Source organism: Carnobacterium sp. ISL-102 (assembly GCF_018612935.1).
Classification (GTDB): domain Bacteria; phylum Bacillota; class Bacilli; order Lactobacillales; family Carnobacteriaceae; genus Carnobacterium_B; species Carnobacterium_B alterfunditum.
This window is the reverse complement of record NZ_JAGGRF010000011.1, coordinates 1-23,636: the sequence shown is the minus strand read 5'-3', so window position 1 is coordinate 23,636 and position 23,636 is coordinate 1. Positions and strand designations below refer to the sequence as shown.

Here is a 23,636-nt window from a genome sequence, read left to right as displayed (position 1 = left end):
AGTACCACCCTTTCTTTTTCTTCATTAACAGAAACACCCTGCTAAATTAGTTTCCAGCAGGGTATTCGTTTTATATGATTTTAAGCAACTTCAGATCCGTTTGGAGCCTCACTTGGTGCTTCAACAATTTGTAATTTGCCATCTTTTTCAGCTGATAAAATCATTCCTTGACTGATTTCCCCACGCATTTTACGCGGTTTTAAGTTCGCAACGATCACAACTTTTTTACCGATCAAAGCTTCTGGATTCGGATACCACTCTGCCACTCCAGAAAGGATCTGACGATGACCTTCATCCCCAGCATCCAAACGGAATTTCAAGAGCTTATCTGCTCCTTCTACTTTTTGACAATCGATAACTTCAGCAACTTTCAATTCAACTTTGTCAAAATCTTCATATTTAATTTGTTTTTCTTTTGTTGAACTTAAAACAGTTTCTGAAGGATCCCATTTTGTTTCATATTTAACTTCTTGCTCTTGATTACCAGAAACACCTGCCATTTGCTCTTTAATGTAAGCAACTTCCAAATCAATATCTAAACGCGGAAAAATAGGTGTACCCTTTTTGATCACTTTAGTGTTTTCAGGGAATGAGCCAAATTGGACCGTTGACCAATTTCCAGCAGATTCTCCCTCGACCCCTAATTGAGCAAAAATATCTTTAGGTGTATGAGTTAGGAAAGGCTGCAACAAAATAGCTGAAATACGAAGCGTTTCCGCTAGATGGACCATGACACTCGCCAATTCAGTTTTCTTATCTGCTTCTTTTGCTAACTTCCATGGAGCCGTTTCATCAATGTATTTATTAGCACGTGAGATCAATACCCAAATATGACTTAAAGCACTGCTAAATTGCATATTTTCCATTTCTTCTTGGTAGTCCACACAAACTTTTTCGGCTGTTTCCTTTAGAATCGCATCAAAATCCGTAACGTTTCCAGTATAACTTGGAACTTCTCCGTCAAAATACTTATTGATCATCGCGATCGTACGGTTCAATAGATTTCCTAAATCATTAGCTAAATCATAATTCACACGTGAAACAAAATCTTCTGGTGTAAACACGCCGTCGCTTCCAAAAGTCACTTCACGCATCAAGTAATAGCGCAAAGCATCTAATCCGTACTGTTCTACCAACATTTCTGGGTAGACAACATTTCCTTTTGATTTAGACATCTTACCGTCTTTCATCAATAACCAGCCGTGACCGAATATTTTTTTAGGCAATGGTAAATCTAGTGCCATAAGCATAATTGGCCAATAAATCGTATGGAAACGAACGATTTCTTTTCCGACCATGTGTACATCTCCTGGCCAAAATTTATCAAATAAAGACGTATCATCGGTACCGTAACCTAATGCAGTAATATAATTTGCTAATGCATCGATCCATACGTAAATAACGTGCTTAGGATTGCTTGGTACTTTAACACCCCAAGTAAACGTTGTACGCGAAACAGCTAAATCTTCCAAACCTGGTTTGATAAAATTATTGATCATTTCATTTTTACGTGATTCGGGCTGAATAAAATCTGGGTGTTCATTGTAGTAAGTTAGTAAACGGTCTGAGTATTTACTCATTCTAAAGAAATAAGACTCTTCTTTGATCAACTCTACAGGATGTCCACTGTCTGGTGATTTGCCGCCAACAATATTTCCTTGGTCATCGCGTTCAATGTCGACTAGTTGTGTTTCAGTATAAAATGTTTCATCTGGAACCGAATACCAGCCTTCATATTCATCTAGATAAATATCCCCTTGCGCTAAAAAGCGTTCGAAAATATCCGCTACAACTTTTTCATGTACTGGGTCAGTTGTTCGGATAAATTTATCATTGCTGATTTCCAACAGTTTCCATAATTTTTGCATACCTTCAGCCATTTGGTCCACATATTTTTGTGGTGTAATATTCAATTCTTGCGCTTTTTTTTCAATTTTTTGGCCATGCTCATCGCTACCTGTCAAATAGAAAACATCAAAGTCTTGCATTCTTTTGTAGCGTGCCATAACATCACACGCAATTGTTGAATAGGCATTTCCAATGTGCAATTTTCCACTTGGATAGTAAATAGGTGTTGTAATATAAAAAGTTTTTTTCTCAGTCACTTTAGGTGCCTCCTTAGTAGGTTTAACTACTCTATTCTAACCATCTTTTAGAAAAGAAGGTACGTTTAGATAACAAATGAGTAGGGTGCTTTTTTATTTAAATTGATTTTCCTCAAAAGCTTTCTGAAATAGTATACCATAGAAAATGACTGAAAATAGTAAATTCCGAATGAATTCTTACTTCTTAAACAAAGTTTTTTTCGTTAGCCTCCAGACTTCCTAAGGCAATAAATCCAAACTTTGCAGACCTTTTAAAATGCCATCATTTTCTGGAGAGGCTGTAATAGCATTTGCAATTTTTTTTAATTCTACACGCCCGTTTTCCATAGCGATCCCCATACCAACAGCTTGTAACATTTCAATATCATTCAATCCATCTCCAAACGCTACTGTTTCACTCATATCGATCCCTAGATGCTCAATCAGCTTTTGTATCCCTACCGCTTTAGATACCCCTTTTGAGATCACGTCTACTGAATAAGGATTCCATCTTGTGAAATGACAATCTGGAAAAGCTTCTTTATAATAGTCATCATATTTCTCTGTTGTGTGGATAATGCACTGATAAATGATGCGGTTTTCATAATAATGTGGCAAGATCGGCCTCACTCTTTTGGATGAACCAACATAATGCGCAGCCAGTTGCATCACCTTTTTAGGAGGCGCTATGGGAACTTGTTGGATCATTTTTTTCAACAATCCTTTTTGCCCAAACGTTACTATTGAATTCCCAAGTATCTCATCGCTCCCACAAAAGGCTATTTGTTGCTTATTGGCTTCCGCTGCTAGTGCTAATCGTTTAACAGATTCTACCGATAACGGATTTTGATGAATAACTTCTCCTTCATGCACCACGTATTGCCCATTTAAAGTAATATGTGTTTGAATATCTAGCGATGCTAAAATTTCATCAATTCTAAAAGGCGCTCTTCCAGTTGCGATAACCGGTATAATGCCTTTTAATTTTAAATGTTGAATGGCTTTTTTAGCAGAATCTGGCATCTTTTTCCTATCTGTCAATAGTGTTCCATCAATATCAAAAAATACAAGTTTATACATCTCCAGGGCTCCTCTGATTTGTTTTCATTTAACTATACCCACTTTTTTAACAATAGTATTATAACAATCGAAATGTTTCGCGTGAAACATTTCGATTGTTATTTATTTTATCTGTTTTAATCAGCGAAATTATTATAATATCCTTTTGCTTTCTTTCATAATAACGGTTGCGGTACAATAAGGCTAATTATTTACGACTCTAGAAAGAAGGTTTTCTGATGATTTCTATTGGCCTAACGGGTTGGTCTGATCATGATTTACTGACTATCCGAACATCTAAACGATTGGAAGATTATAGTTCTCATTTTCCATTTGTAGAATTGGACACTAGCTTTTATGCCATTCCACCTGCTAAAAATATTTTATCCTGGATTGAAAAAACACCCGCTGCTTTTCAATTTATCCCAAAGGCTTTTCAAGCCATGACTTTACACAAAAACTGGGTGAAATTTTTCCCGACTGAGCAGCAGATGTTCGATCATTTTATTGCTACTTTTGAACCTATGATCACAGCCAATCGGATAAAAACCTTTTTATTTCAGTTTCCGCCTTATTTTGATTGTACGACAGAACACGTTCAGTATTTAAGAAAAGTACGACAGTTTATGTGTGAGCTGCCTGTAGCTATTGAGTTCCGTCATTCCAGTTGGTTCAGTGATACTAATAAAGAAAATACCCTGGCCTTTTTAACGAAAAACAACTTTATTCATACAGTTGTTGATCAACCTCAAACTCCTGGGAATAGTGTTCCTTTAGTCCCCAAAGGAACGCATGCAGAGTTAACATTATTTCGCTTACATGGGCGAAACTATGAAGGCTGGTTGGATGCAAGCGGACCAAATTGGCGAAAAAAAAGAACGCTTTATGATTATAGTTCTGCTGAATTAGATGAGTTTGTATCAATTATTCATCAATTAGAAAAAGATTCAAAAGAAGTCGCTGTTATTTTCAACAATAACTCTGGTGGACATGCTGCTAAAAATGCTAAACAATTACAAAAAAAATTACAGCTCACTTTTGACCACCTTGCTCCACAACAAACCGAATTAAATTTATTTGAGGAAGATTTTTAATTTTCCTCAAATAAAAAAGCGGACTATTAACGAGTCCGCTTTTTCTATCTTCTAAAACGCATGAACAAACTAGACATTTTCAGAGTTATTTTTATGCCAACTTCTTACTAACACAGATAGTGTAAAACAAATAATAAAATAAATTAACGCCAAGAAACCATAAATCAAAAACACTTCAGAAGTTTTCGTTACTTTCCCTAAAATCACTTGACCACTTCTTGTAAATTCCATAATTCCCAGTCCAGCAAGAAATGATGTGTCTTTAATAGTTGTAATCACTTGTGACAATAAAGAAGGAATGATTTTTTTGAACGTTTGCGGCAGAATAATATACGCTAATGTTTGAAAAAACGAGAACCCTTGAGAATGAGCGGCTTCAAATTGTCCTTTAGGTATCGAGTTTAATCCACCACGCACAATTTCTGCTACTACTGCTGCTGTATAAAGAAACAATGCTACAGAAGCCTTCACTAATATCGTGCTACCTGGAATCAGAAAAGCACAACCTAACATCCATAACAGCAACGGCGTATTGCGGAACAACTCGATGTAAAAGCCAGCTAATTTCCCAAAAAACTTCTTTTCATAATTTCTAACCAATCCTAAGAGTGTTCCAAAGACAATTGAAAGGATGACTACATACAAAGAAATCAGTAAAGTGGTCTTTATTCCATCTAACAAGAACAATACGTTAGGCCGTGTAAAAACGATTTGTATGGAGTTCATCATTCCATCACCTCCGGAATATCCACAACTAAGGAATCATTATTTTTTAATTTTTCTTCGTATTTTCTTGAGAATGTAGCCAGTGGGAAGCAGAGAATGAAGTAAAGTAATCCTGCAACCACATAGGATGGTCCATAGTTTAAACTAAATGAAGCATATGAGTCTGCAGCATACATTAAGTCTGCTCCGGCGATGATAGCTAATACAGAAGTATTTTTTATTAAACTGACCGCTTGATTGGTCAACGGAGGCAAAATACCTTTGACCATTTGCGGCAATATGATGTAGCGCATGGTTTGAGTGTAACTAAACCCTTGTGCATACGCAGCTTCTTGCTGACCTTTAGGAACAGCTAAAATACCCGCACGCACCACTTCACCAATGTAGGCTCCATGATACAGGCCTACTCCCACTACCCCAATCGTAAACTCACTTAAAACCAAACCAGCCATTGCTAATCCGTTGTACATAAAAAATATTTGAATGACTAGAGGGATATTTTGAAAAATTTCGACATATACTCGTGCAATCGAACGCAGGATCAAGTTGTGGGCAGTTGATAAGATTCCAATAACTATCCCAATGACTAATGATAAGACTAATGCTAAGATGGCTACTTGGAGTGTTCTTAAAAATCCAGAACTAAAACTATCAAAATTTTGAAAAAGGTCCTCCCACCTCCACATAGCAAATGGATTTGTACTTTTCATTATTCACTCAATCCCCACTTTGAAATCAATCCATCAAGAGTATCATCTTCTCCCCACGTAGTGATCAACTCATTTGCATACTTTGCTAACTCACTATTTGTTTTCTTCGTTGCAATTCCATAATCTTGCGTTGCAAAACGGTCTGGCAAAATTTCAGTTGAATCATCTAAATAACCAGCCAAAATAGATCTGTCCACACTAAATGCATCTACACGACCTGAATCTAATGCCGCTTTAATTTCTGGATAAGTAGCGTATTCTGAAAATTCTACTGTGATATCGTATTGTTCAGCTTCTGATGTAATGGCTTCTGACGTTGTAGAACTTTGTGCTACACCAACGTTTGCTTCATCCATATCCTCTAAGCCTTCGTAATTTTTATCTTTTTTAACTAATAAACCAACGGCATCTTCATAGTACGCATCTGTAAAATTATATGTTTCTTTGCGTTCTTCTGTAACTGTAAAAGTAGCAATGATCATATCAACTTCACCATTATCCAGTAATGGACCGCGTGTTTTGGCCGTGACAGGCGTCAATTCAATCGCATCCGGATCACCTAAAATATCTTCCGCTAACTTTCTAGCAATATCAATTTCAAAACCTTCTATCTCTCCGGTATCCGTATTCTTTAATCCAAAATTGGGAACATCTTCTTTTACCCCTACTTTTAAAACTCCTGCTTCTTTGATTGATGCAATTGTTACTTGATCCGACCCTTTTGTCGTGTCTGCTTCTGTTGTTGAACCGTCATCTGACGAACAAGCACCTATGAATAATACGCTAGACAAAATAACTGTTGCTAATAGATTTCTTTTTTTCATTTGTTTTTCCTCCTAAATACACCTCTAATTTTTCATCTTAAAATTTTACTTAAAAATTCTTTTGTTCTTTCATGAGTAGGATTTTCAAAGAAATGCTCTGGTGGTCCAACTTCTAGGATCATTCCGTCGTCCATAAAGATGACACGGTCCGCTACTTGTTTAGCAAAACCCATTTCGTGGGTGACAACGACCATTGTAATATTCATGCTAGATAGTTTGATCATAACGTCCAAAACTTCTTGAACCGTCTCTGGGTCTAAAGCGGATGTAGGTTCATCAAACAAAATAATTTTCTTTTCAGAACAAAGTGATCTGGCAATAGCAACTCTTTGCTGTTGGCCTCCAGAGAGTGTCGAGGGATAAGCTGTGGCTTTTTCTCGCAACCCTACAATATCTAGATAGTGATAAGCCAGTTCCTCTGCTTCTTTTTTTGATTTATTCTGTAACTTTATAGGTCCGATTGTCAGGTTTCCTAACACCGTCATATGTGGGTATAGATTAAACTGTTGAAAGACCATAGCAGAAGAATTTCGTACCATTTCTAATTTGTTTTTTTCCGTTATTTGATTGCCATCTATATAAACTTCTCCTGTTGTAGGCTCCTCAAGAAAATTCATGCATCTGACTGTAGTACTTTTTCCAGAACCAGAAGGCCCTATAATAACGACTTTTTCTCCTTCTGCCACCTCTAAATTAACGTCTTTTAGCACGTGGTGGTCACCAAAATATTTATTTACATTCTGTAGCTTGATCAACTCTGTCTCATCTCCTTTACAAAAACATTCATGAGTAATACGTAAGATTACTTATTAGGCAAGGTCTTTTTTCTTGCTTAAAACAATATTATAGATTCGTGTTTATGAGAAATCAATTAATATATGCCTTTTTAATGTGAGGTTTTCTTACACGGTTTTTATACAAAAACACCAAAAACCCTTTATTTGCTTCATTTATATACCATTGAATTTTTATCGTTTATTCTCATTTTTTATTAATAAACGCAAAAAAGAACACCTCCAACCAGTGACTATTCAATGGTGGAAGTGTCCTTTAACTTAATATTCATTAAATTCTTTTTTATTTATTCAACAGTTCTTTTGCTAATAAACGATAGACGTTTAATCGCTTTTCTTGTGAATGAGTAATGCTGCAAATCATAGCTTCATCAAAACCATATTTCTCTTGATCTTCTATCAATTTCGCAGCAATTTCTTTTGGCGTACCTACCAAATGCAGTTCACGCCCTTGTTTTATTGTTAATTTATCAATTTCGGTCAAGGGGTAGTGTTGTGCTTCTTCAGGTGTCATCAATTGACCCATCTGACCTCTTCCCATCAATAGACGTGCGATATCTTGAGGCTTTGCCTCATACTCAGCTTCTTCTCTCGTTTCAGCTGTTGTAACAAGATAAGCTACATTAATATATGGTTTTTCCATAAATGGAGAGGGCTGAAAATTAACTTTATATTCATCCAAGATGTCTTTAGTCATCCCCCCCATAAAGAATTGAGCAAATGAATAGCCTACTCCCATTTGAGCAGCTTTTCGTGCACTGCTGCCACTCGAACCAAGAAGCCACGCTTCGGGCAATTGAACGTGTGAAGGAGTAGCAATCGTTCGGGTGTAAATTCGTTCTTTAGGCACTTCATCATTAATTAATTTTAAAGCTGTATCAAATTTTTCATACATATTATCCAACATAGGTTGACGGCCTTCTGATAAAGCATAAATAGAGTTATTATCACCACCTGGAGCACGTCCTACTCCAAAATCGATTCGTCCTGGCGAAAAAGCACTTAACGTCTTAAAGACCTCTGCTAATTTCAAAGGTGAATAGTGCATCATCATGACGCCACCCGTACCGATCCGAATATTTTTCGTTTTTGCCGCTAAATGCGCAGCAGTGATTTCAGGAGCTGAACTTGCAAAACCATTTGTCCCATGATGTTCTGCCATCCACATACGTGTATACCCTAATTCGTCTGCTAAAACAGCCAATTCTTCAGCTTTTGCTAAGGCATCTACAGCTGTATTCCCGCTTGTTATCGGTGCTTGATCTAATACACTTAATCTCACTATTTCCCCACTCCTTCTTCATTCTAAAACCTTTAACTAGTATCTATCGAATTATTTATTCACCAAAGAGAAAGTATCTTTGTTCTTATGTTCATCATTATAGAGAAACGCTTAGAAGATTTCTATACTCACAAGTTAAAGAGGGTTCTTAGCTCATCCTGGCAACTCCTTCAATAGTATAGGAGGTTTCAACTATTCCAAAATATATTGCTCAGCAGGATAAGAGATGCTATTAAAAAAAACCAAATTAATTTTTATTCTAAAGACTTATTTCAAATAAAAGAATTGCTATAAAACAAGTTTAGCTCGTAAAAAGTTAAACTGAATAGCAAATACTAGAATAAACATGTACGAAAGGGAATATATTTGGTAAAGTTAGTGAAGCTAGATTTATGCAGACCAAGAAAAAGGAGTATGAACATGACATATTTAATCGATTTTTTAAAAGGTATTATTATAGGGATAGCTAATATCATTCCCGGTGTAAGCGGAGGAACGATGGCAGTCTCCTTGGATATTTACGATCGTTTGATCTCTTCAATTAGTCATCTATTTAAAAATTGGAAAGCTAGTTTAAAAACATTAGCTCCTATCTTAGTAGGGGCAGGCGTTGGTATTATTGCATTTACCTATACCATCGAATTCTTATTAAGTTCATATACTTTGCCAACAGCCTTAGCTTTTATAGGCCTGATTTTGGGTGGTATTCCAGGTTTATGGGAATCTTTTCAAAAGGGTTTAGAGAAACAAAAGCAGACAATTTCGATTAGCCACATTATTGCTTTTACTCTTATGTTTGTGTTAGTTGTTATCGTACTCCCTATACTACAGGAATCAGGAACCGCTCTAACCGCCATTCAATTAGATCCCTTAAGTTTGATCAAGTTATTCATCATAGGAATTATTGCATCCGCAACGATGATAATTCCTGGGGTAAGCGGGTCGTTGATCTTAATGGTTTTAGGCTATTACTATTTGATCATCAATACTATAACACTCTTCATAACTGCTTTACGGACAGGTGATATGGATTCATTGTTGCCTAACTTTATTCTTCTGTCGGTCTTTAGTTTGGGTGTTTTGATCGGTATCTTTTTAATCAGTAAAGCAATCGAATTTTTATTTGAACATTATAGTTCAGTAACTTATAGCGGAATATTAGGTTTAGTGATTGCTTCGCCATTCGCCATTTTGATGAATACAAAGGCACTGAATGATTTACAAACTACTCAAGCACTACCTTTTGCTGTTGTAGGAATAGTACTGTTGGTTATTTGTTATTACGGTATTTATCAATTAGGTAAAAACGAAACCAATTAGATACCAATTGATTTTCCCACATGTATCAGAAAAAATAGTCTCAAATAGGGTGGTCTGTATATCCCTCTTCTTCTAGTGGGGATAAACAAAAGAGTTTTAGACACTAGCTGTCTAAAACTCTTTTTTGATTATCTACTATTACTTAAAGTCACATTTAGTCAAACCGATTTGTCTAGTTTGTTTTTTAAAAATAGTTAATAATCGACCTAGCTTTTATCAGTTTACGTTAGCAGCTATGTTATTATAAAGCTAGCAGTTGTTGCATTCAAAAGTAACGCATACTTGCACTATTAATGAACACTTACGTTTCTTTTTTTGATTGCCTCTAACTCTTTATTAGATTCACTCCACTTTAATCTAACAGCATAAATAAATTAAATAAACCAACTTAAGAAGGAGACTATTTTCATGAATTATCTTAAACAGTCAAAATTATTACTATGGACACTGTGGGTCTTAGCAATGGTTCTCATTATTTATATTGCAACTAAGATCAGCTTTGTTTTCCAGCCCGTACTTGTTTTATTTTCGACACTTTTTATTCCAGTTATAAGTGCCGGATTTTTATTTTACTTGTTGAATCCCTTGATTAAAGTGATGCAAAAATTAAAAATCAAACGCAGTTACGCTATTATTTTAGTTATGTTTCTATTTCTTAGCGGAGCAATCCTGTTTATTATTAAAACTTTCCCCGTCCTGATGGGTCAGCTATCTGATTTAATTGAAAATAGTCCCGCTATTCTTTCAGATATTGAGATTCAAACAAAACATATTGCATCATTCTCTATATTTGATAATGTTGATCTGGAGGGAACTTTAAATCGGTTAAACCTTTCACTTGACGCTTTTTCCAAAACAATTTTATCTAGTTTCACAACCAGCATTAGTTCCATTATTGCAGGAGTGGCCAACTTAACGATCGTCTTGATCACGGTGCCAATTGTCTTATTCTATATGTTCCATGACGGTGAAAAATTACAATTAGCTGCTACCCGTTTATTTCCCGATAAATATCAAAAACATGTCTTTGAATTACTACATCAGACAAATCTTATCATTACTGCCTACATCAGTGGGAAAGGTTTAGCGAGTATCGTCGTTGCTATCTTGATCTATTTTGGTTTTCTACTGATAGGGCTGCCTTACACCTTGTTATTGGCAATTGTTAATGGATTTACTAATCTTATTCCTTTTATTGGCCCCTTTATTGGTGCTGTACCAGCATTTATCGTTGCCTTAACTATTTCTCCAACAGCAGCTTTACTAGTCACCTTGATCGTACTAGTTGTTCAACAACTTGATGTCAATTTACTGACACCAAAATTTGTTGGGAGATCATTAGCTATTCATCCATTAACGATTATTTTCATTTTATTAGTAGCAGGAAAAATGCTTGGAATTGTTGGGATCATTTTCGGTGTTCCCGCTTTTGCTGTGATCAAAACAATAGTTGTTTATATTAAAAACACGCAAACCACTGCCGAAAATCACTAATAAAAGCATTATTTATACTATCTGGACCTTAATCCTCACTTCAAGAACTAAAGGAGTCTACCAGTACAAGATATTTTACTTTATTTTACGAGGAGACTAAAATACGAGTATAGATGGGAGGGCTTAATATGAAATTGGAGAACAAATCAGTTATCGTTACAGGGTCTGCTGGAGGAATTGGTGAGGCGATCGCTCGCTTATTTGCCAAAGAAGGGGCCAATATTATTTTAGCCGATTGTAATGAAGAAGGCGTAAAAAAAGTTGCTGATGAATTGAATAGTTTACGCCAGAATTCAGCTGTTGCCTTAAAAGTGGATGTCTCTAAAAAAGAAGATACTGATTGGATGATCGATGTTACGCTTGAAAAATTTGGGTCTTTAGATATTCTTGTGAACAATGCTGGAATCATGGATGGTTTTGAACCAATCGGAGATATCTCTGATGAAAAATGGCAAAAAGTCATGGATATAAATGTATTTGGCGTTATGCGCTCTATCCGCAAAGCTATCCCTATTTTTAAAGAACAGAAATCAGGTATTATCATCAATATCGCTTCTTTGGGAGGACTTTATGGCGCTCGTGCGGGTGTTGCCTACACCACTTCAAAACATGCCCTTGTAGGTCTGACCAAAAACACTGCTTTCATGTATGCTAAAGAAAATATCCGTTGCAATGCCATTGCTCCTGGTGGAGTAGCTACAAATATTGCAGCATCGATGGGAGATATCAATCAATTTGGAATGGAAAAGACTCAACCCGGACTGGCTTTAAGCCCAAGTTTTGGTCAACCAGAAGATATTGCTGCAGTTGCTCTTTTCCTAGCATCAGCTGAATCCAACTTCGTCAATGGTACGGTACTCACTGCAGACGGCGGATGGTCAGCTTACTGATTTAATTACTCTATTTATTTTAAAGAACTGGAAGGTATAGTAAATTATCAGACAAGAGTAAGAATCCTTGCTTTACAGATAATAATTTGATAAGATTAGTTTGTAATTGATACAAATAAACAATCATTATCAATAGAAGGAGTGGAGCTTATGACAATCGATTTTAAAGATCATGGTAAAAAACCTTATATAGTAAATATTGAAGATGCAACCGTTCAAAACGATAATTATCGTACAACGATCTGGACGGGAGAAAAATTACAAGCAACGGTAATGTCTATTCCACCGAACGATGATATTGGCTTAGAAGTTCATCATGGAATCGATCAATTTATCCGTATTGAAGAAGGACAAGGACTATGTCAAATGGGTCCTACTGAAGATAACTTGGATTTCGAGCAGTCTGTTTCTGATGATGAAGCCGTATTTGTTCCAGCAGATATGTGGCATAACATCAAAAATACAGGAACTAAACCTTTAAAATTATATACCATTTATGCTGGACCTGATCATGTTGAGGGAACCGTTCATCCAACTCATGAAGATGCAGAAAATGATCCAAACGAACAATAAGAATCATAAATAAAATAAAAAACCCAAAAAAGTTGAACATATCGTTCCAACTTTTTGGGGTTTTTTATTTTTTTGACAATTATCCCACAAGAAAATTAATCTAATCAAATTTTTCCGACGTTCATCAACTTAAAATGATTCTTTTTTTTCATCTTTGTATTTAGTTTTTATTGGCTCATCTTGTAATACTCTTTTTTTATCTCGATGCAATAACCGTAATCCATTTAAAATAACCAAAATTGTTGACCCTTCATGGAAGACGACACCTATTGGCAGATCCAAGTAGCCAAAAAGATTTAAAAAGATCAGCATCACAATAATACTTATTGAGAAGATAACATTTTGCTTAATGATCCGGTTTAATCTGCTGCTTAATTGGTAACTGTACAATAATTTAGCTAAATCATTTTTGACGATCACTACATCAGCCGACTCCATCGCCACTGACGAACCACTCCCCATGGCAATACCAATATCAGCATTTGCCAATGCAGGTGCATCATTTATTCCGTCACCAATCATCCCTACTACTTTGTCATTTTTCTGACTCTCTAAAATGTAATTGATCTTATCTTCTGGCGAACAGTTTGCTACATAATCGTTGACTTTCACTTCTTTAGCAACTTTCAAAGCTACCTTTTCGTTGTCCCCGGTCAATAAAACAACTTGAATACCCTCTTTTTGGAAACCAGAGACGGCTTCTACCGCTTCATGACGTATTTGGTCGGAAAGCGATAAATAACCCACAATTTCATTGCCTTTTGCAACAAAAATAGTCGTATTTCCCTCGGCTATTTTATTAAGATAATGCTTTTTATCGCGGTACCCTTCGAAAGCACTCGGCTTTCCTACTTTGATATCGCCTTTTCTAACACCAGAACCAGCTACTTCCTCAACAGGTTCTGAAAAGTCGACCCCTCCAAAATCTACGTTTTCAAACGATTTAACAATTGCGTTTGCGATTGGGTGATCAGATTGTTGTTCCATATAAACCACTTCACTAATAATATCCTCCGGCACTTCATGATCCAGAACTTGAAAGTCACCAAAAGTTAGCGTACCTGTTTTATCGCTGTACAAAATATCCATCGTATTCAAAGCTTCCATCGCTGCACCACCTTTTACCAGTACGCCGTTTTTTGCTCCATTACTGATAGCACTGAGTGTTGCTGGTGTAGCAGAAGCGACCAAAGCACAAGGACTAGCAACAGTTAATAAAACCATCCCCCGGTAAAAGGCTTCTTGGAAAGTAAGGTCGTTGAAATAGTATAGCGTCATTATGAAGAGCGGTACAGCAATTAGAACGGCTATTACGTATCTTGACTCAATCCGGTCAATGAATTTCGAAATTTTTGAGGGCCTATTTTGTGCTTCTTCTACCATCCGAATAATATTCGAAAAGACCGTTTGATCGCTTGTTTTATTCACTTTAAGATGGAACGAGTTGCCTTCATTGAAGGTTCCTGAAAAAACTTCATCCCCTTCTTCCTTTTCAGCAGGCAAAGATTCACCGGTTAGGGCAGCTTCATTGATTTGTGTTTTTCGGTCAGCATATCCATCAATGGGTATTTGAGCTCCTTTTGAAACGACCACAATATCCCCAACTTGTAAGACCTCTGTCGCTACTTCAACAACTTCCCCATTCTCTTTTAATACTTGGGCTACGGACGGGACATGGGCCATTAGTTCGGAAATAGCACTATTTGATTTATTGGTAGCATAAGCTTCTAGGGCTTCTGATCCGGCAAAAATCAATAATAAGACCGCTCCCTCTGACTCATAATTGATCACGCAAGCTCCCAATGCCGCTAAAATCATCAGTAAATCAACATTGGGTGAGTGAGAGTAGATCGTTTCTACTATAGCCTTTTTTGCGGCAAAGAAACCTAAAAATAAAATGGCAAAGTAAAATGAAAATTGGCTATAAAGACCTCCAAAAGGATCCAATATAAATCCGATGATCGTAAAGAAAATACCTATGATCAAAAATTGTCCTACCCGTGTTTTGACTAAAAAATTCACCATTTTCATCTTTCCTTTCTAAAAAACAATTTTTCTAACCTGCTATTGAAAGTATCTATCATTTTAAGTGTAGGTAAATTAGTTAAATAAATGATATGAAAATTCTTCTACTATGACGGATTTGTTTATAGATTTATAGTACCGTTTGAGAGCTTTATTCTTCAACCTTTTAACCTTCAGATAACATTACTCCTTTAAAAAATAATAGTTTAGTCCACCAATACCATTTATTAAACAACCTGTTGAAACCTTGCCTCCTTTATATAAAAGTACAAAAAAAAGGCACACTTGTAGGACAATGTTACTGTCCCACAGGTGTGCCTTTTTGCACTACTCTGCTACCACGCATCTGGTGGTCCGGCTGCACAAACCTCAAAGGTTTACCGCCTGTTCAGATTTAAATGCCTTTTCGGTTCTAAATAAGAAGTCCGAAAAGAAAATTAAATTAGCTTTATACTAGGTATACTATCATTTTTCAAAAAAAATATCAACAGCTCGATACTTCTTTATAAAGAAAAAGTCTAGAAAACAGGGAAATTCAAAAACAAGATTGACAAATTGTCTTGGCTTCATCTATACTAAAATCAATATCAAAACAACTTACAATGAAAGAGCTTAGTAGCATTTGGTCCCTGTTTAATAGAAAGCCTATGAATGATGGAAATGGGCACAAACCAACTTGTGAAATACACTCTGGAGTAACTTGATTAACCTCAAGCGGATTACCCCGTTAACAGTAAATGAGTGGCGGCTATGTTTTGCTTTGAAAACAGACTGCAATTTGGGTGGTAACACGGAAAATTTCGTCCCGATAAAAAAGAGATAAATCTTTTTTATCGGGCTTTTTTATGCAAAAAATAGGTATATAAGGAGCTGGAAAAATGAACATTATTGATGAACTAGAATGGCGTGATGCCATTAATCAACAAACAGATGAAGAAGGATTGAAAAAATTGATCAACCAAAAAAAAGTAGGATTATACTGTGGGGTTGATCCAACTGGTGATAGCATGCATATTGGTCATTTGATTCCTTTCATGATCTTGAAAAGATTTCAATTAGCTGGTCACCGTCCAGTCATCGTTATTGGTGGTGCTACTGGTTCAATCGGCGATCCAAGTGGAAAATCAGAAGAACGCGTTCTACAGACCAGCGAACAAGTTCAATATAATGTCAATAAATTAACTTACCAAATGGAAAAACTATTTGATGCAGGTAAAAACGAAGAATCTATTCGTATGGTAAACAATTTGGATTGGACAAAAGAAATCTCTTTACTCGATTTCTTACGCAATATCGGGAAAAGTTTTAACGTCAACACGATGTTGTCTAAAGACATTGTCGCTAGTCGTTTGGAAACTGGTATTTCATTTACTGAATTTACTTATCAAATTTTGCAATCAATTGATTTCTTACACTTATACCAACATGAAGATGTTCAATTACAAATTGGCGGTGCAGACCAATGGGGAAATATTACGGCTGGTTTAGAATACATCCGTAAACAAGAAGGTCCTGAGGCTGAAGCCTATGGGTTGACCATTCCATTAATGTTAAAAGCGGACGGAACTAAGTTTGGAAAAACTGCTGGTGGTGCTATTTGGTTAGATCCAGAAAAAACCACTCCTTATGAATTTTACCAATTTTGGTTAAATCAGGATGACCGTGATGTGGTGAAATACTTGAAGTACTTTACTTTCTTAACAAAAGAAGAAATTGAAGCTTTAGGTGAAAAAATAGCAGCTGAGCCACATAAACGCGAAGCTCAAAAAACATTGGCTCGTGAAATGACATTGTTTGTTCATGGAGAACAAGCTTTGATGGACGCTGAAAAGATCACTGCGGCTCTTTTTTCTGGTAATGTAAAAGAGTTAACAGCTGATCAAATTGAAGAAGGCTTCAAGAATATGCCTACTTTTGAAGCTCCAAAAGAAGAATGGAATATTGTTGAATGGTTAGTTGATGTAGTTGGTATAGAACCTTCTAGACGTCAAGCTCGTGAAGATATCAAAAACGGGGCTTTATCAATGAACGGTGAAAAGGTTACCGATGTTGAAGCCATCGTTAAACCTGAAAACTCTTTTGATGAACGCTTTATCCTCATTCGCAAAGGAAAGAAAAAATATTTCTTAATCAAATTAGTTTAAAAAGCAGTATCTCGTCTATTGACTGCTTACTACATCAGGCAGTTTTTATACTAATAGAAAAGAAATGCAAAAAAACTTCGAGTTCTCTTTTTTAGAGAACTCGAAGTTTTTTTAGTTTTACGTTTGTTTTTAAAGACTTTTTAATGCTTCATCAATTGATCGTAACGACTATTTGTCACTTTCGTACAACTTATTGATTATTTTTTAACGATCTCCATTAAAAATCGAATTTTTAACGATCACATAATCTACTTTACGAAGAGATTCTACATCTTTTCCACCAGCATATGAAATAGAAGATTGCAGATCTTGTTTCATTTCCAATAATGTCTCAGCAATATCACCTTTGTGTTCTACAAGAATTTTTTTGCCTTCAACATTCTTATGTTCGCCTTTTTGGTATTCTGAAGCACTACCAAAATACTCTTTATACTTTTTTCCGTCTTTTTCGATCATTTTTCCTGGAGATTGATCATGCCCTGAGAATAAAGAACCCATCATAACCATAGATGCTCCAAAACGAATCGATTTAGCTATATCACCATGATCGCGTACTCCACCATCTGCAATCAATGGTTTTCTTGCAGCTTTAGCACAGATACGTAGTGCAGCTAATTGCCAACCTCCAGTACCAAAGCCTGTTTTTAATTTTGTGATGCATACTTTTCCTGGTCCAATACCCACTTTGGTTGCATCTGCCCCAGCGTTTTCTAACTCACGAACTGCCTCAGGAGTACCAACATTTCCGGCAATCAGAAATGTTCCAGGTAAATATTTCTTGATATAGTGGATCATATTGATCACTAAGTCAGAATGCCCATGAGCAATATCGATCGTGATGTATTCTGGTACTAACTTTTCTTTCGCTAATGTTTCAATAAATAGATATTCTGTATCTTTTACACCTACACTAATTGAAGAATATAATCCTTTTTCACTCATTCGTTGGATAAAAGGAATTCTGTCTCCTTCATCAAAACGGTGCATAACATAGAAGAAATCATTTTCAGCTAACCAAATAGCTAACGTTTCATCAATAACCGTTTGCATATTAGCCGGTACGACTGGTAAATTAAATCTTCTTCCGCCAAATTCAATCGTTGTATCACATTCAGTTCTACTTCTTACGATACTTTTATTAGGAATAAGTTGGACATCTTCATAGTCAAAAACTTTCATCTTTTCCTTAACCTCTTTCTGTCATAGCTCTAATTTTCAGGCTGTTAGTTACTTTTTCCGCAAATATCAATAACACGAACAATATCACTTTATCATTTATTCATATTTCGTCCCTAAGACAATTTACACTATATTAAAAGGTTTGTCAAAGTTGTTTGCTCTTTTTTTATGAATTTTTAGAAAAAGAAACCGTTTCATCTCTTTTATCAACTTGAAACGATCAGACACAGAAAAATAAGCTGATCTCTCAAAAAATGTATCAGCTTATGTTGTCATTTTTTTACTGTTTTAATTTCTCTATTCCTTCTTAAAGTGAACTTGTTCGGAACGGGGTCGTATCCTCCTTTAATAAAAGGATGACACCTTAAAATACGAGCTGTTCCCATCACAGTACCTTTAATTGCACCGTGTTTCTCAATAGCTTCAATGGCATAATGCGAGCAGGTTGGATAATAGCGGCAACTTGGTTGGAATAAAGGTGAAATGCCTTTTTGATAGCCTTTAATACCAGTAATCAATACTTTTTTCATAGTTTACCCCCTATCAAATTACAGTATAGCCATAGGTTTGAACTTTGTAAAGCAAACTCGTTTGCTTAATCGATTGCTTTACGAAATTCAATAAGATGGATTGCATTCGTATTTAATAAAGCGTAAAAAGACCACTCTTCATTTAAATATTCATCTTTGATATCTAGCGATGGGCTAATAGATTGAACGATATGATCCATCAATTCGTGATCAATGCCGTATTTGCTGTTTAGATTCCACCATTTAGGATATAATCCTCCATTATCACGATCAAATTTCAATGTGCGAATTTGGTAATTACCTGGTTTTATTCCTGTTAAATAAATGTGCAATTCTTTACTTCTATTTTTTACAAATAATTCATCGATTGAATAACGTGGGCTGAATTGCCGCTCATTAAAGATAATAAGCTGATAACCATCTTCATTTTCAGTCATAATATAGTCAGTTCCTCTTGCTGCAACAGTTCCTCGTAACCGTTCTTTAAACCGCATGGTATAAAAAGTGGGGTGTTTTTCATTAAAAAAGTGAAATAAATCCAAACTATCCACTAAGTTATTTGAGCAATCTTGCATGCGTTCATGAATTTCATTGTTGATCCAAAATCCAATACCTTCTACTTCACCTTCTAATTCCAGAATTTTTTTTAATATCAAGGCTCCTCTAAAGAAAGTTCCGTTTATATAACGCGTATTGCCGGTTAAAATATTCCAGTTGATAAGGAACATCGGTCTATCCATCTGATGCTGACTCATAAATAGCTTGGTTTTTTTGGTTTTATCTCTAATATAGCGATGACTCTTAGCAAATTCTTCTACATTTATATCATCAAAATTGATTACTTCGTTTTGATCTGTTTCATAACCGACAAATTCGATCTTATCGGCATGCTTAATTTGCCATTGTTGATTTTCCGGCAGCTGTTCTTGTTTCTCATCAAACGGAAAAAAAGTTCCAACTTTCATTTTTTTTGACTTGTGTTTGATTACTTGCCAGACTTTTAAGTAGATCCGCTCCAATTCAGTTGACGTAACTGAATTACCTTCTTTACTATAAAATAAGATTTGCCATTTTTCTACAAAATCACGTCCAAAAACTTGAAGTGCATGCTGAATAAATTGATCGACTTTCTTAATATAAAAATCTTCATTTTGACTAATTTGCTTATAGTCTAACTTCAAGAATAAATAGATTCCCTGTTCCTTTAAAAACTGCAAAACAATATCAGTATTGGTATATATAGGCAAGCTGACCGCTAATTCTGTTAACTCAGGTTCTGTTGACAGTATTGTTTCTTCAAAAAATTTTTGGATCCCTACAAAATCCACACGCAATTGCTGTTTAGCTAGAATCAACTGTTTTTTTACATTTTCATTCAATAATTCTTTTAATTCCCCAATAAATACGATATGTTTTTCGCGTTTTAATTCTTGCCCTTCATTACTATTCAAGGTGATCCTACGTTCTTCAAGATGATCCTCATCAACAGTGTATCTCTGATCGATCCCTACATCTAGATAACTAGCTAAACGATCTAAAATAGTTGGAGAATCAAGTACTGTTTTGGCTTCAACTTTATTGATCAGTGCTTCATGCTGTTCTAATTGTTCATGTTGATGTTCTTTTCGATACTGAGCAGGAGTTTGCTGATAAACTGTTTTAAAAACAACCGTATAATTTTTAGCAGTTGAGAAACCATTTTTCATCGCTATTTGAAATAGATTATCTGATGTATACAATAAATCATCTAGACTGTGCTTTATCCGAACCCGATTTAAATAATTCAAAAATCCCATACCGGTCATTTGTTTGAAATAGCGAGATAAATAAGAAGAAGATAAATTTTCATACTCTGCTAACTCAGATAAGGTCAACGGTTCTGCATAACGTTGTTCGATCAACTGAATGATTCGCGCAATTCGCTCGTCGCTAGTATCTACACCCTTCCAATGCGGCGCTTCCTTTTTAAAAAAGCGCGTCATCATCAACATGATCTGGTATAAATTGCTGCGAATTTCTAATGAATTCCCTTCTTCTTTTCTTGAATCAGCGATCATGATCTCCGCTACCAAATGTCTTAATTGAGCAATCACGCCTTCTCTGCCAGTATCTAGTTCTTTTGAAAAGCAGGCAAAATTATAATGAAAATATTCTTTATAATGTGCCACAAAAAACTGACTAGAAATACTAAGTGAAATAATGCAATTATCTTCACTCCCCATTACAGAATAATTATTTGTTCGATTAACAACTAAAATATCACTTTCTTCCATTTCATAATTGCGTCCTCCAAATGAAATAGTTGCCGATCCTCTGATTACAAATAAAATTCTTGTTCCATAATACCGCTGAGGAGCAGAATAACGGACATTTTCCATTTTAATGTCATAATCTGCTGCGCTTTCTCTTTTCATATCCACTACTCCTCTTTTTTTCCTATTATACCTGTTTTGATCCGACAATCGATGCCTTAATTCCTAAGAAATAAAAAAGCAGTCGTATTTATGAAATGATCCCTCCAAAGTTAACACTCAAAAAGCAAATCTACTTTGAATTAAACCTATCATGATACGGTTGCCTTTTTCTGATGATCGTTTCACTCTATTTTACTCATTCCAATTGCGTGGACTCCATAAAGTGCCATCCAATTCGCCTTCCATTTGTCTGATCCGTTCAGCTTGTTCATCAATTAAATCTTTCACTGCAATCAACAATGCTTTTTGTTTGTAATCACGGCTAGTTTGTCTCAACCGTTCCAATTCTTGAATCAACCACTCTTTTTGTTCCATTTTATTCCCTACCTTCTGGATCATTCTACTCCATTTGATCTAAAACGATTTTCAATTCATCGATCGTATCACGATTTTCTTCAATAAATTCAATTGCTTGGTTTAGAACAAACTGGTCTCCATCATTTAGTTTGCTCGTATCTGTCGATTTCAATTCTTGAATAAACCACTTTTCTCGAGCTTTTAAACTATCCTCTTTTTCACGAGTTAAATACTGTTGATAACGTATCAATAAATTCATTTTTTGCTCTTCTGTCAAGTAACTAAATTGAAAGATAGGAAGCGTTTTAAGAAATACCATTCCTGTCTTAAGAGCCATGGCTTGAAAAGGTTTTGTCAGCTCATCGATACTGAATCCTTCACGTCCCCCAGGTTGGTATTCTTCTTCTTTTACACCGATGCTCATTACTAATCCAAATTCCTTACCAGTTAGAACTTTCCCTCTTTTACCATATGCAAAGCCATCCGTCAGTACCTCATCTTGCCATTTTTTTAATAATGCAGGAGCACTATACCAGTAAAAAGGAAATTGAAAAATAATCCGTTCATGTTCCTTTAGCAATGCTTGTTCCATTTCTACATCTATCTTGAAATCAGGATAAACAGATTCCAAGTGATGGATAGTTATGTCCTTACCCTCAGGAATAGAGCTCAGCAAATATTGTTGACTTCCTGACTCCATCATCTCAGGATGAGATATAATCACTAGTGTTTTCATTTTTTACCTCCATTTATAGCTTGCTTTTACTAAAATTAATCTTCAAAGTATTCTAACATATCTTGCTTAGCAACAGATAATAGCGGCAGTTTCTGGATCGGAACCAATTCGATGTCCAAAGCTGTTAATAGTTTTTCTAAATAAACAGCAATTTTAAGATGACGGTCAGCATCGATGACGATCTTAGGAGGTCTGCCATTTTGTGCCAAAATCAGCTGGATCACGATTCGCTGAATTTTTTCAATATCCCTTAATTTAATGAATTCACTACAAATAATTTCACCATCTTTAGTATCTGCAACAATTAATAAACAAGGAAATATCGGACGTCCTCCATTCGCTGGAACAACTGGTACTCCAATAAAGTCTATGTCTAATTCCCAAATCGTATTTTTCATTTTTTGATTATTTGCTCATCTCATTTCAAATTCTGTCAGTTTGATAGGAGCGTGATCTATCTCATTATCTAATAATCCTTCTAAAACTACTTCAGGCACCGTATAAAAACTATTTTCATATAAACCATCTTTTTTATACGTGCGCATTAACATTTTATAAGTTGATTGTTCTTTTTCATATAATTGCAGGGAATTCCGAAAATCATTTGCTGTTTCGACCAACTTTTCAAAAATAGCTATCAGAAAAGGCACATCATTTTCATCTATCATATAAGGATAATATCCTGGTTTATAATCCGTAAACACTGGCCAAGCTTTCTTTCCCCTAAAAGTTATGCCGCTGGCTTTTATTTTTTCATATTCTTCTTTTGGAATTTCTTGACGATCTTCAAAGTCTAAAGAAATACATTTCCGAGTTTGGAGCAGTTCCATCACTGAGCTGAATTCGCGATCCTCAGCCCGCTTACTTGTTTCAAAAAAATAAGATAATTCTTCCAGATTACGATAAATCAAAATCCCAAAGTTTTGTTCGGCTTTTCCTAAAATAGAAATAAAAACTGGTTCTTTACGATCAGGCAATTGTATACCAATGATATCATTATCCCAATAATCTTCCCAAAGATTAGCTTGGTAAAGCTTTTTTACAAGTGAATACAATTGCATTTGAGTATTCATCGTGCGCTCTCCCCTCATGTTTAACTTTTATATCATTTCCCTTTTTGATAAACTTTAGGATGAATTTTATTTGTGTTTTATCTTTCATACTTACAGTATACCAAACCAACAAGCAACCGACTTCTATATTTTCAATTTTATTCTCTGACCTGCTTAATTTGACCCACTGATCCGTATGTGTAAAATAGTTCTCGAGATGATTTTATTTTTTACTAGCAAAAAGAAAGAAGGCGTTCTATCATAAATGTATGCTGAGCGGCAAATACATAGATGAAAGAGGCCTTCTTATGGATAGAATTATAACAAAATTATATGAAATAATAAAGGA

Annotated in this window: 21 protein-coding genes, 1 riboswitch and 1 other annotated feature; of the genes, 6 read left to right on the top strand and 15 right to left on the bottom strand. The window is 35.5% G+C overall.

Features of this window, described 5'->3' with window-relative positions:
- Nucleotides 1-80: 80 nt before the first annotated feature.
- Nucleotides 81-2,105, bottom strand: a complete 2,025-nt coding sequence (gene metG, locus J7E16_RS06775) for a methionine--tRNA ligase (protein ID WP_214890221.1) — start codon at nucleotides 2,103-2,105, stop codon at nucleotides 81-83.
- Between the two features lie 219 nt (nucleotides 2,106-2,324).
- Nucleotides 2,325-3,164, bottom strand: coding sequence for a Cof-type HAD-IIB family hydrolase (locus J7E16_RS06770; RefSeq protein WP_214890218.1), 840 nt, complete (start codon nucleotides 3,162-3,164; stop codon nucleotides 2,325-2,327).
- A gap of 218 nt (nucleotides 3,165-3,382) precedes the next feature.
- On the opposite strand from J7E16_RS06770, the gene J7E16_RS06765 reads away from it, so the two are divergent.
- A complete protein-coding gene (locus J7E16_RS06765) occupies nucleotides 3,383-4,237 on the top strand; it encodes a DUF72 domain-containing protein (protein WP_214890215.1) in 855 nt (284 codons plus the stop codon).
- A 69-nt stretch (nucleotides 4,238-4,306) separates the two neighbouring features.
- Here J7E16_RS06765 and J7E16_RS06760 read toward each other — a convergent pair whose 3' ends face one another.
- The 5 genes from J7E16_RS06760 to J7E16_RS06740 form a co-directional block, all read right to left on the bottom strand.
- Nucleotides 4,307-4,966, bottom strand: coding sequence for an amino acid ABC transporter permease (locus tag J7E16_RS06760; RefSeq protein WP_214890212.1), 660 nt, complete (start codon nucleotides 4,964-4,966; stop codon nucleotides 4,307-4,309).
- Nucleotides 4,963-5,673 carry an amino acid ABC transporter permease gene (locus J7E16_RS06755; protein ID WP_214890209.1) on the bottom strand — a complete coding sequence of 237 codons (711 nt, stop codon included), beginning with the start codon at nucleotides 5,671-5,673 and terminating at the stop codon, nucleotides 4,963-4,965. Before J7E16_RS06755 ends, J7E16_RS06760 begins: the two co-directional genes overlap by 4 nt.
- On the bottom strand, nucleotides 5,673-6,497 hold the full coding sequence (locus tag J7E16_RS06750; protein ID WP_214890206.1) for a transporter substrate-binding domain-containing protein: 825 nt from the start codon (nucleotides 6,495-6,497) through the stop codon (nucleotides 5,673-5,675). The genes J7E16_RS06755 and J7E16_RS06750 overlap by 1 nt, the downstream gene beginning before the upstream one ends.
- A gap of 32 nt (nucleotides 6,498-6,529) precedes the next feature.
- The gene (locus J7E16_RS06745; protein WP_034547180.1) at nucleotides 6,530-7,252 is read right to left on the bottom strand and encodes an amino acid ABC transporter ATP-binding protein; all 723 of its coding nucleotides are present in this window, start codon (nucleotides 7,250-7,252) and stop codon (nucleotides 6,530-6,532) included.
- A 322-nt stretch (nucleotides 7,253-7,574) separates the two neighbouring features.
- The gene (locus tag J7E16_RS06740; protein WP_214890204.1) at nucleotides 7,575-8,573 is read right to left on the bottom strand and encodes an LLM class flavin-dependent oxidoreductase; all 999 of its coding nucleotides are present in this window, start codon (nucleotides 8,571-8,573) and stop codon (nucleotides 7,575-7,577) included.
- A gap of 420 nt (nucleotides 8,574-8,993) precedes the next feature.
- Between J7E16_RS06740 and J7E16_RS06735 the strand changes: the two genes are divergently transcribed.
- From J7E16_RS06735 to J7E16_RS06720, 4 genes are all read left to right on the top strand, one after another.
- On the top strand, nucleotides 8,994-9,893 hold the full coding sequence (locus tag J7E16_RS06735; RefSeq protein WP_214890201.1) for a DUF368 domain-containing protein: 900 nt from the start codon (nucleotides 8,994-8,996) through the stop codon (nucleotides 9,891-9,893).
- A 408-nt stretch (nucleotides 9,894-10,301) separates the two neighbouring features.
- Nucleotides 10,302-11,387, top strand: coding sequence for an AI-2E family transporter (locus tag J7E16_RS06730; protein ID WP_251006107.1), 1,086 nt, complete (start codon nucleotides 10,302-10,304; stop codon nucleotides 11,385-11,387).
- A gap of 128 nt (nucleotides 11,388-11,515) precedes the next feature.
- A complete protein-coding gene (locus tag J7E16_RS06725; RefSeq protein ID WP_251006106.1) occupies nucleotides 11,516-12,277 on the top strand; it encodes an SDR family oxidoreductase in 762 nt (253 codons plus the stop codon).
- A 150-nt stretch (nucleotides 12,278-12,427) separates the two neighbouring features.
- Nucleotides 12,428-12,850, top strand: a complete 423-nt coding sequence (locus tag J7E16_RS06720) for a cupin domain-containing protein (RefSeq protein WP_214890195.1) — start codon at nucleotides 12,428-12,430, stop codon at nucleotides 12,848-12,850.
- A gap of 129 nt (nucleotides 12,851-12,979) precedes the next feature.
- Here J7E16_RS06720 and J7E16_RS06715 read toward each other — a convergent pair whose 3' ends face one another.
- The gene (locus J7E16_RS06715; RefSeq protein ID WP_214890192.1) at nucleotides 12,980-14,875 is read right to left on the bottom strand and encodes a heavy metal translocating P-type ATPase; all 1,896 of its coding nucleotides are present in this window, start codon (nucleotides 14,873-14,875) and stop codon (nucleotides 12,980-12,982) included.
- A gap of 299 nt (nucleotides 14,876-15,174) precedes the next feature.
- Nucleotides 15,175-15,277, bottom strand: a riboswitch (NiCo riboswitch).
- A 191-nt stretch (nucleotides 15,278-15,468) separates the two neighbouring features.
- Nucleotides 15,469-15,686, top strand: a binding site (T-box leader).
- A 67-nt stretch (nucleotides 15,687-15,753) separates the two neighbouring features.
- Here J7E16_RS06715 and tyrS point away from each other — a divergent pair.
- Nucleotides 15,754-17,019, top strand: coding sequence for a tyrosine--tRNA ligase (tyrS, locus tag J7E16_RS06710; protein WP_034547166.1), 1,266 nt, complete (start codon nucleotides 15,754-15,756; stop codon nucleotides 17,017-17,019).
- A 204-nt stretch (nucleotides 17,020-17,223) separates the two neighbouring features.
- On the opposite strand, the gene guaC is transcribed toward tyrS, so the two are convergent.
- The 7 genes from guaC to J7E16_RS11405 form a co-directional block, all read right to left on the bottom strand.
- Complete coding sequence (guaC, locus tag J7E16_RS06705; protein WP_214890189.1) at nucleotides 17,224-18,198, bottom strand: GMP reductase; 975 nt, start codon at nucleotides 18,196-18,198, stop codon at nucleotides 17,224-17,226.
- A 272-nt stretch (nucleotides 18,199-18,470) separates the two neighbouring features.
- On the bottom strand, nucleotides 18,471-18,728 hold the full coding sequence (gene yidD, locus J7E16_RS06700) for a membrane protein insertion efficiency factor YidD (RefSeq protein ID WP_034547163.1): 258 nt from the start codon (nucleotides 18,726-18,728) through the stop codon (nucleotides 18,471-18,473).
- A 65-nt stretch (nucleotides 18,729-18,793) separates the two neighbouring features.
- Nucleotides 18,794-21,142 carry an AraC family transcriptional regulator gene (locus J7E16_RS06695; protein WP_214890186.1) on the bottom strand — a complete coding sequence of 783 codons (2,349 nt, stop codon included), beginning with the start codon at nucleotides 21,140-21,142 and terminating at the stop codon, nucleotides 18,794-18,796.
- 192 nt (nucleotides 21,143-21,334) lie between these two features.
- Entirely contained in the window at nucleotides 21,335-21,541 is a 207-nt protein-coding gene (locus J7E16_RS06690) for a hypothetical protein (protein ID WP_251006105.1), read from the bottom strand.
- Nucleotide 21,542: 1 nt separating this feature from the next.
- A complete protein-coding gene (locus J7E16_RS06685) occupies nucleotides 21,543-22,235 on the bottom strand; it encodes an NAD(P)H-dependent oxidoreductase (protein WP_214890182.1) in 693 nt (230 codons plus the stop codon).
- Between the two features lie 35 nt (nucleotides 22,236-22,270).
- A complete protein-coding gene (locus tag J7E16_RS11620) occupies nucleotides 22,271-22,633 on the bottom strand; it encodes a DUF6930 domain-containing protein (RefSeq protein ID WP_251006104.1) in 363 nt (120 codons plus the stop codon).
- Between the two features lie 15 nt (nucleotides 22,634-22,648).
- Entirely contained in the window at nucleotides 22,649-23,308 is a 660-nt protein-coding gene (locus tag J7E16_RS11405) for a DUF7309 domain-containing protein (protein ID WP_251006103.1), read from the bottom strand.
- Nucleotides 23,309-23,636: the final 328 nt, after the last annotated feature.

Excerpts from the sequence above, each read along its gene's own strand:
- J7E16_RS06770 (WP_214890218.1), bottom strand. The coding sequence starts at position 3,164 with ATGTATAAACTTGTATTTTTTGATATTGATGGAACACTATTGACAGAT.
- J7E16_RS06765 (WP_214890215.1), top strand. The coding sequence starts at position 3,383 with ATGATTTCTATTGGCCTAACGGGTTGGTCTGATCATGATTTACTGACT.
- J7E16_RS06760 (WP_214890212.1), bottom strand. The coding sequence starts at position 4,966 with ATGATGAACTCCATACAAATCGTTTTTACACGGCCTAACGTATTGTTC.
- J7E16_RS06755 (WP_214890209.1), bottom strand. The coding sequence starts at position 5,673 with ATGAAAAGTACAAATCCATTTGCTATGTGGAGGTGGGAGGACCTTTTT.
- J7E16_RS06750 (WP_214890206.1), bottom strand. The coding sequence starts at position 6,497 with ATGAAAAAAAGAAATCTATTAGCAACAGTTATTTTGTCTAGCGTATTA.
- J7E16_RS06735 (WP_214890201.1), top strand. The coding sequence starts at position 8,994 with ATGACATATTTAATCGATTTTTTAAAAGGTATTATTATAGGGATAGCT.
- J7E16_RS06730 (WP_251006107.1), top strand. The coding sequence starts at position 10,302 with ATGAATTATCTTAAACAGTCAAAATTATTACTATGGACACTGTGGGTC.
- J7E16_RS06725 (WP_251006106.1), top strand. The coding sequence starts at position 11,516 with ATGAAATTGGAGAACAAATCAGTTATCGTTACAGGGTCTGCTGGAGGA.
- J7E16_RS06720 (WP_214890195.1), top strand. The coding sequence starts at position 12,428 with ATGACAATCGATTTTAAAGATCATGGTAAAAAACCTTATATAGTAAAT.
- J7E16_RS06715 (WP_214890192.1), bottom strand. The coding sequence starts at position 14,875 with ATGGTGAATTTTTTAGTCAAAACACGGGTAGGACAATTTTTGATCATA.
- tyrS (WP_034547166.1), top strand. The coding sequence starts at position 15,754 with ATGAACATTATTGATGAACTAGAATGGCGTGATGCCATTAATCAACAA.
- guaC (WP_214890189.1), bottom strand. The coding sequence starts at position 18,198 with ATGAAAGTTTTTGACTATGAAGATGTCCAACTTATTCCTAATAAAAGT.
- yidD (WP_034547163.1), bottom strand. The coding sequence starts at position 18,728 with ATGAAAAAAGTATTGATTACTGGTATTAAAGGCTATCAAAAAGGCATT.
- J7E16_RS06695 (WP_214890186.1), bottom strand. The coding sequence starts at position 21,142 with ATGAAAAGAGAAAGCGCAGCAGATTATGACATTAAAATGGAAAATGTC.
- J7E16_RS06690 (WP_251006105.1), bottom strand. The coding sequence starts at position 21,541 with ATGATCCAGAAGGTAGGGAATAAAATGGAACAAAAAGAGTGGTTGATT.
- J7E16_RS06685 (WP_214890182.1), bottom strand. The coding sequence starts at position 22,235 with ATGAAAACACTAGTGATTATATCTCATCCTGAGATGATGGAGTCAGGA.
- J7E16_RS11620 (WP_251006104.1), bottom strand. The coding sequence starts at position 22,633 with ATGAAAAATACGATTTGGGAATTAGACATAGACTTTATTGGAGTACCA.
- J7E16_RS11405 (WP_251006103.1), bottom strand. The coding sequence starts at position 23,308 with ATGAATACTCAAATGCAATTGTATTCACTTGTAAAAAAGCTTTACCAA.